Source organism: Pseudomonas sp. HS-18 (assembly GCF_020401845.1).
In the GTDB taxonomy this organism is placed as follows: domain Bacteria; phylum Pseudomonadota; class Gammaproteobacteria; order Pseudomonadales; family Pseudomonadaceae; genus Pseudomonas; species Pseudomonas nitroreducens.
The window spans coordinates 2492564-2508344 of the sequence record NZ_CP084413.1; the positions used below are offsets into that span (position 1 = coordinate 2492564).

Below are 15781 nucleotides of genomic sequence, written 5' to 3' on the forward strand. Positions count from 1 at the left end.
CGCCGCATGGCGGGTTTTTTGTGAGTGCACACCATGCAGGTAAGGACGCAAGACGACGCCGGCCGCTGGTTCACGCCCGAGACCTTGAGCGCCCGCCAGCGCATGACGCCGGAAGGCTTTCTGCTCTGCGAAGCGGTCCCCATCGCTCGCACCGGCACGCTGATCTACGACGAGAGCGAAATCCCGGTCGAGGGCGGCCCTGGCGGTCTGGTGACCATTGAGCGCAACGCGGACGAGGTATTCCGCGCCGAGACGATGGCCAGTTTCGAAGGAAAGCCGGTGACGCTCTCGCACCCCGACGAGTTCGTGACCCCGGCGAACTGGCGACAGCTGAGTGTCGGCATCGTCCAGAACGTTCGGCGCGGTACCGACGTCGAGCAGGACTTGATGCTGGCTGACCTGCTCATTACCGATGCCGAAGCCATCGAGCTGGTACGCAGAGACAACGACCCCAACAGCGAACGTTTGCGGCAGGTCTCCTGCGGCTACGACGCGGACTATGAACAACTGGCTCCCGGCCGAGGGCGTCAGACCACCATCGTGGGCAACCACGTAGCACTGGTAGAGCGTGGCCGCTGTGGCCCGCGCTGCGCAATCGGAGACTCCGACACCATGAGCAAGACCAAGAAACGCAGCTTCGCCGATCGCCTGCGCGCGGCCTTCATGTCCAAGGACGCCGAGGCAGCCGAGGCCCTGGCCAAGGAAGCCGAAACCGCCGACGAGGAAGAGGAAGAAGAAAGCAAAGAGAAGGCCAAGACCGGCGACTCCGCGACCCTCGACGCCATTCGCGCGCTTTCGGCCGATATCAAGGCGCTGACCAAGCGCGTCGGTGATATGGAAGCCGAGAAGAAAGAAACTGAGGACGAGGACGAAGAAGAGTCCGAAGAGACCAATGACGACGTCCTCGAAGCCGAGAAGGCCAAAAACAATCCCGACGCCGGCGGCGAGACCTACACCGGCGACAGCGCCGCGCTGACCGATCTGCGCTCCCGCGCCGAGATTCTGGTGCCGGGCATCACTTTCGGCACCCGTGACGGCAAGGTGAAGGTTGCCGACCACATCTGCAGCTGCCAGCGCCAGGCGCTGACCAAGGCCATGGCCACCGACTCCGGCAAGGCCGTGGTCGAGCCGTTCCTGTTCGGCCGCGCCCTGGACAAGCTGACCGCCGACCAGGTGGCCGCTGCCTTCAACGGCGCGAGCGAGCTGGCCAAGGTCCGCAACAACGACAAGGCCGCGCGCACCGCCTCCGTCACCCGTGATTTCGGCAAGACCAAGTCGATCGCCGAGATCAACGCCGCAAACCGCAAGCACTGGCAAGGCCAGGGCAACAACTGAGGACCACCCGATGAACAACGCATTCCTGTACCGCATGCCGGCGGGCATTCCGGGTGATGTCACCCGTGCCAGCCAATCCACCATCGAGCCGGTATTCCTGAACCCGTCGCTGCCGTTCGCCGGCTTCGGCCTGTTCGGGAAGATCGCCAGCGAGAAGTTCGTGCCGTTCGGCGCGGGCGACACTGCTGGCACCGAGTACGGCCTGCTGGTTCGCCCGTACCCGATCACCGGCGGCTCCGGTTCCGACCCGCTCGGCACCTCGACCCCGCCCACCAAAGGCGTCGCCGATGTTCTGCGACGCGGCTACATGACCGTGAAGCTGAACGCCGGCACCGCCGCGAAGGACGGCCAGGTGTACGTCCGCGTGGCTGCCGCTGCCGCCGGCAAACCCATCGGCGGCATCGAGGCCGCGGCCGACTCGACCAACACCGTGGCGATCACCACTGCCACCTTCATGGGCCCGGCGGATGCCTCCGGCAACGTCGAAATCGCCTACAACATCTGACGGAGATAGCTCGATGAGCAACCTGATCCTGCCGCGCGCTATCAAACGTGCGCACACCCGCGACTCGATGATGACCTTCGACGCGGCAACCATCGACTCCACCGGCGTGTTCCTCATCGGTGAGCTGGAACGCCTGGACCAGAACCTGCACGGCCCGCTGGCGTCCGTGACCTGGTCACGCGACATCCAGCTTCGCGAGGACGTGTCGATCGCGGACGAGATGTCCAGCTTCACCAACAGCACCTTCGCCGCCGTGGGCGGCACCAGCCCGAACGGCAAGGCCTGGATCGGCAAGGACTCCAGCTCCATCGCCTCGCTGGCGCTGGACATCGGCAAGACCGCCAGCCCGCTGACCCTGTGGGGCATGGAGCTGTCCTGGACCCTGCCGGAACTGGCTTCCGCTCAGCAGCTGGGCCGCCCGGTCGACTCCCAGAAGTTCACCGGCATGCAGCTCAAGCACAACATGGACACCGATGAGCAGGTGTACATCGGTGACGCCGACCTCGGTGTGACCGGCCTGGTCAACGCTGCCACCGTCACCAACGTCAGCAACGCCGTCACCGGCACCTGGGGTACCGCCACTCCGGCGCAGATCCTGGCCGATGTGAACGACCTGCTGAACAGCGTGTGGGCTGCCTCGGGCTTCGCCATCTGCCCGCGCGAACTGCGCCTGGACCCGGTGTCCTACAGCTCCCTGGTGAGCCGCATCGTGTCCGACGCCGGCAACATCTCCATCCTAGAGTTCCTGCGCGTCAACAGCCTGTCCAACTCCATCAATGGCTCGCCGCTGAACATCCAGCCGCTGAAGTGGCTGACCGGCCGCGGCGTCAGCAACAAGAACCGCATGATGGCGTACACCAACGAGCAGGACCGCGTCCGCTTCCCGATGGTGCCGCTGCAGCGCACTCCGCTGGAATACCGTGGCATCCGCCAGATCACCACCTACTACGGCCGCCTGGGCGTGGTGGAAGTGGTCTACCCGGAAACCATCGGCTACCGCGACGGCATCTGAGGAGAGCATCATGGCTACTCGCAACGTGCTCAAGCCATTCAAGCTGAACACTCCGGATGGCATCGTCGAGTTTGCCGCCGGCACCCAGGACATCGAGGACAAACACCTCGACCACTGGTTCGTGCAGGCGCATCTCGAACAGCCGAAACCCAAAGCCAAGGCAGACGCCGAAGGCAAGAAGGACTGACCGATGGATGCCACCAAGTTCCGCCAGGACTTCCCCGAGTTCAACGACCCGGTGAAATACCCGGATTCGGCGGTGAACCTCTGGCTGGACTTGGCCAGCAAGACGCTGCCAGCTGACCGCTGGTGCGACTATCTGGACATCGGCATGGAGCTGTTCGCGGCCCACAACCTGGCGCTGGCCGCCGGCAACCAGGCTACGGCTGCGGTTGGCGGTGCGCCCGGGCAAGTGAAGGGGCCGCTTACCAGCAAGGCGGTCGACAAGGTCAGCGCCGGCTACGACAGCGGCGCAGCGACCCTCGAAGATGGCGGCTTCTTCAACCTGACAACCTACGGCATCCAGTTCCTGCAACTGGCCCGCATGGTCGGCACCGGGGGCATCCAGCTGTGATGAAGGTGACGAAGGACAACGTCGGCCAGGTCCTGGCGTCGATCCGGCGCCTCGTCGGGCAGGAAGTCCTCGTCGGCATCCCTGCCAGCCAGGCGGAGCGTAATGACGAAGACCCGCAGCCAATGAACAACGCCCAGCTGGGTTACGTCCACGAGAATGGCTCGCCGGCACAGAACATCCCGGCGCGGCCATTTCTCATTCCTGGCGTGGAAGACACCCAGGAGAGCATCACGAGCCACCTGCAGAAGGCGGCCAGCGCGGCCATGAATGGCGACAGCACCAAGGTGCAGACGGAGCTGAATGCAGCTGGCCTGGCTGCCTCGTCTGGCGCGCGACACAAGATCACCTCCGGCGACTTCGAGCCGTTGTCGCCTGCAACCGTCCGCAACCGGCGGAAGAGCCGCAGCACCAAGTCGATGCGCGCGGCCGAGAAGAAGTACCTGGAACTGATCGCCAACGGCGCCACGCCGGAGCAGGCCCAGGACGAAGCGGGAATTCGTCCGCTGATCAATACCGGCCAGCTCCGCAACTCGCTCACCTACGTCATCCGCAAGAAGGAATAGTCCTGTGGCCCAGCTCGATGTCACTGAAATCCTCCTCGATCCGGATTTCATGGACACGGGGCTGGTCTGCAAACGCTCCGTCCAGGCCATCGGCGACAACGGTCGCGCGACCAACGTCGTGACCTCGACACCCTTCGCGGCCGTGGTCACCAGCGACAAGGGCGACATCCTGGAGCGGATAGCCGGCGGCGAACGCAAGAAAGGCTCTATCACCATCCACACGATGTTCCGTCTCACAGCTGGCAGCGGCGAGGAAAGCATCGCCGACGTCGTCACCTGGCAGGGCCGCGACTACACCGTGGCCAACGTCAACGACTACAGCCACTTCGGCCGTGGCTTCGTGGCTGCCTCCTGCGACCTTCTACCCCTGGCGGGATAACCCATGGCGAACACTTCAGCATCCGGCGGATACCTGACGCCGGCGGGCACTCCTACGCCCGCAGACGATGCCCTGGAGGACATCCTGCAACCGATGGTCGCCGGCATCACAGGGCTCCCGGGCAAGATGGTCCGGCCGCGCTGGCAGCCGGGAAACCCGAAGCAGCCAGAGCCCAGCGTCGACTGGTGCGCCATCGGTGTGATGCACACAAAGCAGGACGCCAACCCTGCGATCGAGCACGACAGCGCCGGAGACGGTGCCGATCAGTACCAGCGCCACCAGGACGTGATCCTGCTGGCCACCTTCTATGGGCCCAATGCCCAGGCCTACGGCCAGCTGTTGAGCGACGGCATGTACGTCCCGCAGAACAGCGAGGCTCTGCGCGCGCAGAACCTGGCATTCGTTGAGGCAGGCGACCTGATCGCCGCGCCCGACCTGCTCAACCAACAGTGGGTCCGTCGCTACGACCTGCGCATCCGGCTGCGCCGGAAGATCGAACGCACCTACCCGGTGCTCAACATCCTGTCCGCTGATACCACCGTCATCACCGGCTGACTCCATCGGAGAACTCAATGCAAACTCTCGCCGTTTCGGACGTGGTGAGCGTCCAGGTCGTCATGTCTCCCAAGGCGGCAGCCACCAGAGACTTCGGTGCGCTGCTGATCCTCGGCTCCTCGCCGGTGGTCGACGTCAACGAGCGCATCCGCCAGTACTCCAGCCTGGATGGCGTGGTGGCTGACTTCGGTACCAGCGCCCCCGAGTACCTGGCCGCGAACCTCTACTACAGCCAGTCGCCGCAGCCGGAGACGCTGTTTGTCGGCCGCTGGGCCAAGACCGCGACCTCTGCACTGCTGAAGGGCGGCGCGCTGTCCGAAGCCCAGCAGGCCCTGGCGAACTTCACCGCGGTCACCGCCGGCGGCATGAAGATCACCATCGACGGCACCCTGAAGACCCTGAGCGCGGTCGACCTGTCTGCCGTCACCAACCTGAACGGCGTGGCCTCGGCCGTGACCGCGAAGCTTGGCGCGTCGGGCACCTGCGTCTGGAATGCGGACTTCGATCGTTTCGAGATCACCAGCAGCACCACCGGTGCGACCTCGACCATCACCTATGCCTCTGCGCCGACCACTGGCACGGATATCTCCGCGCTGCTTGGCCTGGTAACTGGTGTGGCTTCGGCCCCGGTCAACGGTGTGGCTTCCGAGTCGCTGGTGGATGCCGTTGCTGACATCGCCGGCATGTCCAATGCCTGGTATGGCCTGCTGGTCGCTGACGCCAGCCTGAGCGAGAGCGACGTGCTGGCCGTGGCCGCCTTCATCGAGGGAACCGGGCAGTCGCGCATCTTCGGTTACACCACCCAGAACGCTCTGGCCCTGGACGGCACCAGCACCACCGACATCGTGGCGAAGCTGAAGGCGGCCAACTACAAGCGCACCTTCGACCAGTTCTCCAGCAGCAGTCCGTATGCCGCGGCCTCGATCTTCGGCAGGGCCTTCACCGTGAACTTCCAGGGCAACAACACGACCATCACCCTGAAGTTCAAGCAGGAGCCGGGCGTCACTGCCGAGGGCCTCAACGAGACCCAGGCTGCAGCGCTGAAGGCGAAGAACTGCAACGTCTTCGTCAACTACAGCAACGACACCGCCATCATCCAGGAAGGCGTGATGGCCAACGGGTACTTCTTCGATGAGGTGCACGGCCTGGATTGGCTGCAGAACGATCTGCAGACCGCGGTCTACAACCTGCTGTACACCAGTACCACGAAGATTCCGCAGACCGACCAGGGCATCAACCGCATCGTCACCACCATCTGCCAGCGCCTGGACCAGGCTGTTGCGAATGGCCTGGTGGCGCCAGGCCAGTGGAACGGCCCGGAGTTCGGCGCGCTGAAGACCGGCCAGTTCCTGAGCACCGGCTACTACGTCTACGCGCCGCCGGTGGCTACCCAGTCGCAGGCCGATCGCGAAGCGCGAAAAGCCCCTGTCATCCAGGTGGCGGTCAAGCTGGCCGGCGCCGTCCACTTCGTCGACGTCATCGTCAACGTCAACCGCTGATCGGAGCGCACTGAATGAGCACCTACAGCTTTATCGATGTCAACGCGACCCTGGTTGGCGCCGGGGCCGTGATCGACCTGGGCGCCGGCGCTGCGACGGCAGAAGAGGGCATCTCCATCGTCGCGGCCGGTGACAAGAACACCATGATGATCGGCTCCGACGGCGAGGGCATGCACTCGCTGCACGCTGACAAGTCCGGCCAGGTCACCGTGCGTCTGCTGAAGACCTCGCCGAAGAACGCCCAGTTGATGGCGCTGTACGATGCCCAGTCGCTGAGTTCGTCGGCCTGGGGCAACAACGTCATCACCATCACCAACTCAGCCAACGGCGATACGACCGTGGCTCGCTCCTGCGCCTTCAAGAAGCGGCCGGACCTGAACTACCGGAAGGACGGCGACATCGTTGAGTGGGTGTTCGACTCGACGAAAATCGACGGACTGCTGGGGACCTACTGATGGCTGAGTTCAGCGTAAACGGCCAGAACTACCGCAGTGCCAAGATCGACGCCATGCGGCAGTTCCACCTTTCCCGCAAGCTTGCGCCGATCATCCCGACCCTGATTCCGGTCTTCCTGCAGCTTGCCGAGACCACGAAGGCATCCGGCAAGCCGCTGAATAGCGACGACATGTCATCGCTCTCTGGCCTGCTGGAGCCCTTCGCCGAGGGCATCGCCAGCATGTCCGATGAGCACGCCGAGTACATCCTCGGCACCTGCATGTCTGTCGTGCAGCGTCAGCAGGGGGCGGCCTGGATGTCTGTCTGGAACAGCGGGCAGAAGGTCTGCATGTTCGACGACATCGATGCCGGGGCGATGATCCAGATCGGGTTCCAGGTGATCCGGGAATCCCTCGGCCCTTTTATCTCCGGGCTCCTCTCGACGTCGATGCTCCAGACGGGCCAGCGGTAGAGCTATCCAGGCTTCCTGATGGCGAGGACTGGCTGCTGTCGCCGGTGGGCGAGGGGATGTGCAAGTACGAGTCCTTGCTTGATGGGACCCTGGGTCTGCATGACATCGCCCTGATGAACGATTACCTGCTCATGCGTGCACAGAACAACGCGCGCATGCGCAAGGCGATGGAGAACCAGTAGATGTCCGACGTGATCAAGGAATTCCTGGTCGGTCTCGGGTTCAAGGTCGACGAGAAGGGGCTGAAGACCTTCACCAAATCGATCGACGGTGCCACCACTGCGGTAACCCGTCTGGTCACCACTCTGGCGGGCGCATCGCTGACTGTTGCCGCAGGGGTGTCCGCCTTCGCCTCGAACCTCGAGGAGCTCTATTTCGCGTCGCAGCGCATCGGCTCCTCGGCGGATAGCATCAAGGCCGCGGAGTATGCGGCCCGCGATTTCGGGGCAACGGCCGGCGAGCTACGCGGGTCGCTGGAGGGCGTCGCCAGGTTCCTGCGAGACAACCCGGGCGGTGAGGGCTTCCTGCAGAGCCTTGGCGTCGAAACCCGTGACATCAACGGGAACATCAAGGACACGACGGATCTGCTGACCGGTCTCGGCCAGCAGTTGCGGAGCATGCCGTGGTACCAGGCGCGCCAGTACGCCTCCGTTCTGGGCATCGACGAAAACACGCTCCGGGCAATCATCAACGGCGACTTCGCCAGGAAGGTGGAGCAGAACCGGAAGACGCTCGCCGGCAGCGGCCTGGATCAGGCAACCAAGGACGCACACGCGTTCATGCAGCAGCTGCGGGATATCGGCCTGCAGTTCGAGAACATGTCGATCCAGGTGCAGGCGCAACTGATGCACCGGCTGGGGCCTGAACTGGAGAAGTTCGCCACCTGGTTCGAGAAGAACAGCCCGATGATCGCGGCGCGCATCGTCGACGTCATCGAAAAACTGTTGCAGCTCGCCCAGGACTCAGGGCCATACCTCCAGAGCATCTATGAGTTCTTCGTGAAACTGGACGAAGCCACCGATGGCTGGAGCACCAAGATCATCGTTCTGCTCGGCCTGATGAAGGCGCTGGGCCTGACGTCCGTTGTCACGGGCATTCTGAACCTGGCGGCGGCGTTCTTCAGACTCGGCACTGGTATCGGCTCTGCCGCGGCTGCAGCTGCCGCACCCGCGTTGACATCGCTGCTTGGTACCGCCGCCGTGGGGGCCGGAGCAATGCTCTACTCGTCATCGCTGAATGTCGGGGAGGATGATGAGGTGCGAGCCCGGAAACGGGCTGATTATGCTGCGGCGGGAGACCTGCCCGGCGGTCACGACATGGCAGCCCGCGTCGCCAACTTCTTCGAGGGCCTGGGATGGAGCAAGGAGCAGGCGGCCGGCATCTCAGCCAACCTGTCTGCGGAATCCAGTTTTGACCCGACGGCGGTCGGGGATGGCGGCCAGGCCTACGGCGTGGGCCAGTGGCACCCGGACAGGCAGGAAGCCTTCCGCCAGTGGGCCGGGATGGACATACGCCAGTCCTCCCTCGAGGATCAGCTGCGCTTCGTGCACTACGAGATGACCCAGGGTGCTGAGAAGCGCGCGGGCGACCTGCTCAGGCTGGCGAAGTCCGCTGGCCAGGCTGGAAGTGTTGTTTCCCGTCACTATGAACGCCCGGCAGATAAGGACGGGGAGGCGGCGAAGCGCTCTGCCAGTGCCGAGAAGATCCTGTTGGCTACCCAGCAGATTGCGGATAGGGCTGATCTTGAGCGTGCGCTCTTGGCGGAGCAGGCAAACGGCCGCGGGCCGGTCATCGTGCAGATGAACTCTGCCGAGCAGGCTGACTTCGAGCGCGCCAGGCTGGCAGCTCAGGCCGACGACGCTGCCCAGGCGCTGATTCGTGCTAATGCCGCATCCCAGTTCGAAACACGCGCACCCGATCGGTACGCCGTCCAGGCCGCCATGACCCAGCAGGCGCAAGGGAGTCAGGTTGTGATCCACCAGAAGACGGACGTGAACGTGAGCGGTAGCGCGGATCCTGCTGCCACTGGGCAGGCAGTCGCTGGCGCCCAAGGCCGCGTGAACGAGGAACTGGTCCGCAACATGACCTCAGCGGTGAATTGACATGCCCAACTTCGCAGGCCTGATCTCGATCGACCCGAAGCGCTCCATCGGGCCCATCACCGCGATGGTCACCCTGGAGGAACTCGGGACCGACAACCTGCAGATCACCGAGCATCCGGTGGAGCTCGGCGCCAACATCAACGACCACGCCTTCAAGCAGCCTTCCGAGGTGGTGATCCGCTGTGGGTGGAGCAATTCCAGCCTGAGCAACCTGTTCTCGGGTTTGCGCCAGGCTGTCTCGTCCATCTTCGGCGGGTCCGCCTTCGGATCGGACTACGTCTCGGGCGTGTACAACCAGTTGCTGGCGCTGCAGGAATCGCGAATCCCGTTCGATGTGTCGACCGGGAAGCGGACCTACCAGAACATGCTGATGCGAAGCCTGGCGCTGACGACGGACCCGACCACCGAGTATGCACTGATGTGCACGGTGGTCTGCCGGCAGGTGATCATCGTGCAGACCCAGGCGACCACGCTTCCGCCGCGCGACAGCCAGGCGAACCCGCAAGCTACGGGCGAGGTGGCGAACATGGGGTCCAAGCAAACAGCCCAGGCCTTCCCAGCGCCAGGCGGCTGGCAGCCTCCTAATGGGACCGGGTGACCGATGGCCAACTTCGAAATTCCCCTGAGCCCAGAAGGCCAGCGGTTCAGCATCACCCTCAGCGGTGTCGAGTATCAGCTGCGCGTGCAGTGGCGGAATGCCGTAGAAGGTGGGTGGGTGCTGGACATCGCTGATTCCGGCGGCACGCCCATCATCAACGGAATCCCGCTGGTGGCCGGCTGCAACCTGCTGGCGGCCTATGCGCACCTCGGTTTCACCGCTGCTCTCTGGGTGCAGACGACTGCCGAGCCTGATGCCGTGCCCACGTTCGACAACCTGGGCATAGGCTCCCATCTCTACTGGTGGACCGACGAATGAGCGTTCCGCAATACCTGCGGCAGATCAGCCTGAAGATCGGCAACGACCAGGCCGCTCTGGACCTGTCTAACCTGCGCATCCGTTTCTCGGTGCGCCGTGGAGACCTGAAGACGCCGAACTCGGCGGACATCCGGGTCTACAACGTCAGCGACCAGACTGCCCAGCGCGCGCAGAAAGAGTTCGAGCGGATCGTGCTGCAGGCCGGCTACGCCGGAAACTTCGGGGTGATCTTCGACGGCACCATCAAGCAGGTGCGGCGCGGGCGCGAAAGCCAGACCGACACCTACATCGACATCACTGCGGCCGACGGCGATAGCGCCTACAACTTCGCGGTGATGAACACCTCGCTGGCTGCCGGCTCTACGCCGGACGACCACCTGCAGGCCGCGCTGAAGTCGATGGAATCGCGCGGGATCACGATGGGCGAGGGCAGTGCACTATCGGCGAGCAAGCTCCCTCGCGGGAAAGTCATGTTCGGCATGGCCCGCGACTACCTGGACACCCTGGGCAAGACGCAGGACCTGAGCTGGAGCTTCCAGGACGGCAAGCTGACGCTGATTCCGAACACCGCCTACCTGCCCGGCGAAGCGGTCGTGGTGAACTCGGCAACCGGGATGGTGGGACTCCCGGAGCAAACCCAGAACGGCATCACTGTGAAGATGCTGCTGAACCCCAGCGTGAAGGTCGGGCGCCGGCTGCAGATCAACAACGCCAGCATTCAGCGGATGCGATATGGCCTGGCAATCGGTGATCAGAGAGAGAACGCCATGGCGCAGGTATCGGTGCACCTGGATGCCGATGGCTTCTATCGCTCTATCGTGGTGAATCACAGCGGTGATAGCCGAGGAAACGAGTGGTACACAGATGTGATCTGCCTGGCGATCGACGCCACGATCCCCCTGAGCCTGATTGATCGGCCAGAGACACCAGGGAGCGTCGGCCCGGTTGGCCCAGTCAAGCCATACGGTTAGTAGGTCTTGGGGCACCAGCGATCAGGACCGAGCTGTGGACATGGCTCGTAGTTCTTCTTGTTGTCCATTGACTTCGTAATGACCGCGCTTCCGTTTCCGGAGAGCTCTGCGGCGCGATAGATCGACAAGGGGGTTGGTGCTGCTGATTCACCAAGATCATCCACGATTACGACGTCATTGCGCAGCGTCAGGCCCCAACAGAGCTTATGGACTCCGTCGCCGTAGCGAACGGTTCCTCCCCGCATGTCCTTCGCGTGAACAATAGGGAGGACGCATGGGCGTGCCGCATAGAGGACATAACTCATGTCCTTGAGCTGCACAGTGTCACCCGCAAAGCGCGGGAGCTGATCCATCAGAAAAACCTTCTCGCCAGCTGCCGCTGCTCCCGAAAGCAGCATCGCGCCGATCAACAACATCTTCTTCATGGTGATCTCCTTGGACAGACGCGAGCGGATGCTTGATCCGATCGAGTGGGTTTCCATTGCCCTGGGCGGACTGCAGTCCAAATTGTGGACCGCACTGCCAGGGATTATCCAGAGCTTCGACGCGGCGGCTATGACTTGCACGGTGCAGCCTGCCATCCAGGCGCTGGTTCGGGATGAGTCCGGGGCCCTGGCATCCGTGAATCTGCCGCTCCTGCTGGACTGCCCGGTGCAGTTCCCTGCCGGCGGCGGTTGCACGCTGACCTTCCCGGTGAAGCCGAACGACGAGTGCCTGGTGGTGTTCGCGTCGCGCTGCATCGACTCCTGGTGGCAGTCGGGCGGCATCCAGGCGCAGGCCGAACTCCGGATGCACGACCTGTCCGACGGCTTCGCGCTGCTGGGCTTCCGGTCACAACCGAGGGTGATAGGCGCAGTCAGCACCAGCGCGGCACAGCTGCGGAGCGACGACGGTGTCGCCTTTGTCGAGATCAACCCGGCAACGCATGCAGTCAACGCCACAACGACCGGTCCGATGGCGCTGTCAGCGCCACTCGTGACCATCAACGGGGACGTGAAGGTGAACGGTCGCGTCGACACCACTGGCGACGTGAAGGCCGGGACGATCAGCCTGCAGACCCACAGGCACACCGGCGTCACGACAGGCAGCGGCACCAGCGGAGGCCCGACGCCATGAGGTACCGGAAACTCGATGCCAACGGCGACTACACCTTCGGCGGCAGCCGCGCCGACTTCCTCGTGAACTCGCCGGAGGCAGTTGGTCAGGCCGTCCTGACCCGCCTGCAGCTCTTCAAGGGCGAGTGGTTCGTCGACACCTCTGACGGCACCCCCTGGCAGACCGAGGTCCTTGGCGAGCACACCAGGGCGACCTACGACATGGCCATCCGTAACCGCATCCTGGGAACCCAGGGCGTGGTGCAGATCGACAGCTACGAAAGCCAGTTCGAGCCGAACGGCAGAAAGCTGACGATCACCTGCACCATCACCACGGCCTACGGCCAGACCACTATCAGCGAGACGCTCTGAATGGCCTCTTCGACCGCCCCCATCATCGACGCCAGTGGCATCTCGGCGCCCAGCTATGCCGAGGTGCTCGCCTACCTGCAGCAGCAGTACCGCTCGATCTACGGGGCGGACGTATACCTGGGCAACGACAGCCAGGACGGCCAGTTCCTGGGGGTGCTTGCGCTGGCCATCAGCGACGCCAACGCCGCGACCATCGCCGCCTACAACTCGTTCTCTCCGCTGACCGGCCAGGGGAATGGCCTTTCCAGCAACGTGAAGATCAACGGCATCTCCCGCGCGGTCGCCACCAACTCGCAGGTGGACCTGAAAGTCGTCGGCCAGGCCGGCACGGTCATCACTCAGGGAATTGCCCGCGACGCGTCAGGCTTCAACTGGGCGCTCCCCGCTACCGTGATCATCCCGCCCGCGGGCGAGATCACCGTCACTGCCACCTGCACCGAGATGGGCGCGATCTCCGCCGGTATCGGCCAGGTGAATGTAATCGCAACGCCGACCAGAGGCTGGCAGTCGGTCACGAACCTGTCCGCAGCAGACCCTGGCGCTCCAGTGGAAACGGACTCTGCGCTCCGCCAGCGGCAGCAGGTTTCGGTTGCGCTTCCTTCTCGGACGGTGCTGGAGGGAACCACGGGGGCGGTAGCGAACATTTCTGGCGTGACACGGCTTGCCACCTACGAGAACGACACGAACGCCACCGATGCCATTGGCATCCCGGCGCATTCCATCTCTCTGGTGGTGGAGGGCGGTGACGCTGCCGCGATCGCACAAGCAATCGCGGACAAGAAGACGCCAGGCACCGGAACCTATGGAACCACATCGCAAACGGTCACCGACGTCTACGGGCGTCCGCTGACGATCCGCTTCTGCCGGCCAACGTACCAGGCCATGACGGTCGCAATCACACTGAAAGCGCTGGCCGGCTACAGCTCGGTGACTGGCGCCGCCGTGCAACAGGCCGTCGCGGACTACATCAACGGCGTCGAGATCGGTGGCGGCCTGAGTGGTTCGGTGGAATGGGCAGACGCTATCACTGCTGCCAACGGTGTGCCGAACAACACCACCTTCAAGATCACCGGCTTGACGCTGACGGGGCCAGGTGGCGCTGGTACTCCTGACGTAACGCTGGCTTTCAATCAGGCCGCCCAGTGCGCGCCAGCTTCCGTAACCATCACGGTGACCTGACCCATGGCAGACATCTCCGACTACATCGGGCTGATAACCACCGAGCACTCGGACAAGCCGAAGTTTATGGCCATGGTCGAGGCGGTGGTGCAGCCGATGATCGATGCCCTGAACGCATCGCAAGGACTGCCCGCGGATTTCGACCTGGACCAGGCGATGGGTGCCCAGTTGGATGTGGTTGGGCTGTGGGTTGGAATCTCGCGCAACGTGAATGCGCCGCTGTCTGGCGTGTATTTCTCGCTCGACGTGGTCGGCTTGGGTTTCGACCAAGGGGCGTGGAAGGGCCCGTATGACCCCGATACGGGGATCATCTCTCTTGACGACGACACCTACCGCACGCTGATTCGCGCGAAGATCGGAGCGAATCGCTGGGATGGGACTCTTGGCCAATCGAAAGAAATTCTCGACCTGATTTTCTCCGGTGACACCCACGTCTTCATCGAAGACCGCCAGGACATGTCGATCTTGCTTGGAATCTCCGGCGAGATTCCCTCGGCGGTGTTCCTGGCCTTGCTAACTGGCGGATACATCCCGATCAAGCCTGAGGGCGTGAGGATGACCGTCTATGTGGTGACGTCCGTGAGCGGGTCACCGATCTTTGGTTTCGACATGAGTAACGAGTATGTCGCGGGGTTTGACGTCGGCGCCTGGGGTGGCAATCCGGACAATGTGGTGTATCCGCAGCCACTCGCGTTCGACTTCACCTCTGGCCCGCTGGACTCGCTGATCAGCTTCACCCGGCCCGGCCCAGGCACGCGATACAACGCCGCCGGCATCATGGAGTCGGTGGCAGCCAACCAGCCACGCTTCGACTATGACCCAGCCACTATGCAGCCGCTTGGCCTGCTGCTGGAGGATGCGCGAACCAATCTCTGTATCAACTCAGAGGTCATTGGTGCGGGAACGGGGACATCTGTTTCTGCCAACTCAGCAGTAGCACCCGATGGCGCGACTACTGCTGACCTGCTTTTTGAGACAGCCGTCAACAGCGAGCACTACGGTACCGATTTCACCTTAACCCCAGCAGTAGGGCAGCTTTACGTGTGGTCGGTTTTCGTCCGGCAGGCAGTGGGAACGCGGAATCTCCATCTTCGAATTGCAGGTGGAAACGTCGCAAGCGTGAACTTCAACTTTGCCTCGCAGGCGATGATTACAACGGGCAGACAGTTTGTAGCTGCTTCCTTCCAGCAGCTACCCGGTGGGTGGTTCCGGGTGAGCCTCGTTTGGAGTGCTGCTGCAGCCGCTAGCACTGTATGCCGGGTTCAGATTGCGAATGGAGTTGCCACGAGCTATCTGGGGGACGGAACCAGCGGTTTCTATGTGTGGGGCCGCCAGCTTGAGCTTGGCGACCAGCCGTCCTCCTACATCGCGACTGGCGCGAGTGCGGCAACAAGACCCGCGGACTCCGCCCTGGTCCCAATCTCCACCTGGTTCAACAACCTTGAGGGGACGTTGCAAGCGAAGTTCCAGGACCGTAACCCAGCCCAGGGCCACCGGGTCGCTTCACTGTTCAGCAGCGCTGGCCAGATGATTACCATCGACAGCAATGGCCAGTGCGAGGTGGATGGGACGTTCATCAGCCCGCCAGCTGCCGGCGGAAATGCTGCTGTTGCCTTCCAGGCCGGCGATGCAGCTGCAGCTGTTTCGGGGGCAATCACTGCCACCGGCGCTCCGCCATCACTTCCTGCCTTCCCGAAAGGTCTCTACCTCGGCTCGCTCGACGGCCAAAGCCAATTCCTCAACGGCTGGCTGAAACAGCTCACCTACCAGCCATCGCGGCTGGAAAATGCAGATCTCATCGCCCTCACCACCTGATAG

At 63.5% G+C, this 15781-nt stretch carries 21 protein-coding genes; 20 read left to right on the forward strand and 1 reads right to left on the reverse strand.

The features are described from left to right. Positions 1-33 precede the first annotated feature (33 nt). From LDJ84_RS11715 to LDJ84_RS11785, 16 genes are read left to right on the forward strand one after another with little or no spacing between them, the layout of a single operon-like run. Positions 34-1335 (forward strand): DUF2213 domain-containing protein, encoded by a 1302-nt coding sequence (locus LDJ84_RS11715; protein WP_226046354.1) that lies wholly within the window; start codon positions 34-36, stop codon positions 1333-1335. A 10-nt stretch (positions 1336-1345) separates the two neighbouring features. Further along, a complete protein-coding gene (locus LDJ84_RS11720; RefSeq protein WP_226046355.1) occupies positions 1346-1840 on the forward strand; it encodes a hypothetical protein in 495 nt (164 codons plus the stop codon). A 13-nt stretch (positions 1841-1853) separates the two neighbouring features. After that, on the forward strand, positions 1854-2852 hold the full coding sequence (locus LDJ84_RS11725) for a DUF2184 domain-containing protein (protein ID WP_226046356.1): 999 nt from the start codon (positions 1854-1856) through the stop codon (positions 2850-2852). Between the two features lie 10 nt (positions 2853-2862). Then, complete coding sequence (locus tag LDJ84_RS11730) at positions 2863-3039, forward strand: STY1053 family phage-associated protein (protein WP_226046357.1); 177 nt, start codon at positions 2863-2865, stop codon at positions 3037-3039. Between the two features lie 3 nt (positions 3040-3042). Beyond that, positions 3043-3426: a DUF4054 domain-containing protein gene (locus LDJ84_RS11735; protein WP_057380682.1), complete on the forward strand. Its 384-nt coding sequence runs from the start codon at positions 3043-3045 to the stop codon at positions 3424-3426. Continuing rightward, positions 3426-3989, forward strand: coding sequence for a hypothetical protein (locus LDJ84_RS11740; RefSeq protein ID WP_226046358.1), 564 nt, complete (start codon positions 3426-3428; stop codon positions 3987-3989). Before LDJ84_RS11735 ends, LDJ84_RS11740 begins: the two co-directional genes overlap by 1 nt. 4 nt (positions 3990-3993) lie before the next feature. After that, positions 3994-4368 carry a hypothetical protein gene (locus LDJ84_RS11745; RefSeq protein ID WP_226046359.1) on the forward strand — a complete coding sequence of 125 codons (375 nt, stop codon included), beginning with the start codon at positions 3994-3996 and terminating at the stop codon, positions 4366-4368. 3 nt (positions 4369-4371) lie between these two features. Further along, the gene (locus LDJ84_RS11750; protein ID WP_226046360.1) at positions 4372-4923 is read left to right on the forward strand and encodes an LIC_12616 family protein; all 552 of its coding nucleotides are present in this window, start codon (positions 4372-4374) and stop codon (positions 4921-4923) included. Positions 4924-4940: 17 nt separating this feature from the next. Next, positions 4941-6422 carry a DUF3383 domain-containing protein gene (locus LDJ84_RS11755; protein WP_226046361.1) on the forward strand — a complete coding sequence of 494 codons (1482 nt, stop codon included), beginning with the start codon at positions 4941-4943 and terminating at the stop codon, positions 6420-6422. Between the two features lie 14 nt (positions 6423-6436). Beyond that, on the forward strand, positions 6437-6877 hold the full coding sequence (locus LDJ84_RS11760; protein WP_226046362.1) for a phage structural protein: 441 nt from the start codon (positions 6437-6439) through the stop codon (positions 6875-6877). Beyond that, positions 6877-7329, forward strand: a complete 453-nt coding sequence (locus LDJ84_RS11765) for a phage tail assembly chaperone (protein ID WP_226046363.1) — start codon at positions 6877-6879, stop codon at positions 7327-7329. The genes LDJ84_RS11760 and LDJ84_RS11765 overlap by 1 nt, the downstream gene beginning before the upstream one ends. 56 nt (positions 7330-7385) lie before the next feature. Beyond that, positions 7386-7511, forward strand: coding sequence for a DUF6889 family protein (locus tag LDJ84_RS30700; protein WP_263987028.1), 126 nt, complete (start codon positions 7386-7388; stop codon positions 7509-7511). After that, positions 7512-9431 (forward strand): phage tail tip lysozyme, encoded by a 1920-nt coding sequence (locus LDJ84_RS11770; protein ID WP_226046364.1) that lies wholly within the window; start codon positions 7512-7514, stop codon positions 9429-9431. Position 9432: 1 nt separating this feature from the next. Continuing rightward, entirely contained in the window at positions 9433-10029 is a 597-nt protein-coding gene (locus tag LDJ84_RS11775; protein ID WP_226046365.1) for a phage baseplate protein, read from the forward strand. Between the two features lie 3 nt (positions 10030-10032). Next, a complete protein-coding gene (locus LDJ84_RS11780) occupies positions 10033-10347 on the forward strand; it encodes a phage baseplate plug protein (protein ID WP_226046366.1) in 315 nt (104 codons plus the stop codon). Then, a complete protein-coding gene (locus LDJ84_RS11785; protein WP_226046367.1) occupies positions 10344-11318 on the forward strand; it encodes a phage protein in 975 nt (324 codons plus the stop codon). The genes LDJ84_RS11780 and LDJ84_RS11785 overlap by 4 nt, the downstream gene beginning before the upstream one ends. Here LDJ84_RS11785 and LDJ84_RS11790 read toward each other — a convergent pair. Beyond that, complete coding sequence (locus LDJ84_RS11790; protein ID WP_226046368.1) at positions 11315-11743, reverse strand: hypothetical protein; 429 nt, start codon at positions 11741-11743, stop codon at positions 11315-11317. The genes LDJ84_RS11785 and LDJ84_RS11790 overlap by 4 nt on opposite strands. Before the next feature lie 28 nt (positions 11744-11771). On the opposite strand from LDJ84_RS11790, the gene LDJ84_RS11795 reads away from it, so the two are divergent. From LDJ84_RS11795 to LDJ84_RS11810, 4 genes are read left to right on the forward strand one after another with little or no spacing between them, the layout of a single operon-like run. Continuing rightward, on the forward strand, positions 11772-12434 hold the full coding sequence (locus tag LDJ84_RS11795) for a Gp138 family membrane-puncturing spike protein (RefSeq protein ID WP_226046369.1): 663 nt from the start codon (positions 11772-11774) through the stop codon (positions 12432-12434). After that, positions 12431-12784 carry a hypothetical protein gene (locus tag LDJ84_RS11800; protein ID WP_226046370.1) on the forward strand — a complete coding sequence of 118 codons (354 nt, stop codon included), beginning with the start codon at positions 12431-12433 and terminating at the stop codon, positions 12782-12784. The genes LDJ84_RS11795 and LDJ84_RS11800 overlap by 4 nt, the downstream gene beginning before the upstream one ends. Then, on the forward strand, positions 12785-13963 hold the full coding sequence (locus tag LDJ84_RS11805) for a baseplate J/gp47 family protein (RefSeq protein ID WP_226046371.1): 1179 nt from the start codon (positions 12785-12787) through the stop codon (positions 13961-13963). It abuts the gene before it with no gap. Positions 13964-13966: 3 nt separating this feature from the next. After that, a complete protein-coding gene (locus LDJ84_RS11810) occupies positions 13967-15778 on the forward strand; it encodes a DUF2612 domain-containing protein (protein ID WP_226046372.1) in 1812 nt (603 codons plus the stop codon). The last annotated feature ends 3 nt before the right edge of the window (positions 15779-15781 follow it).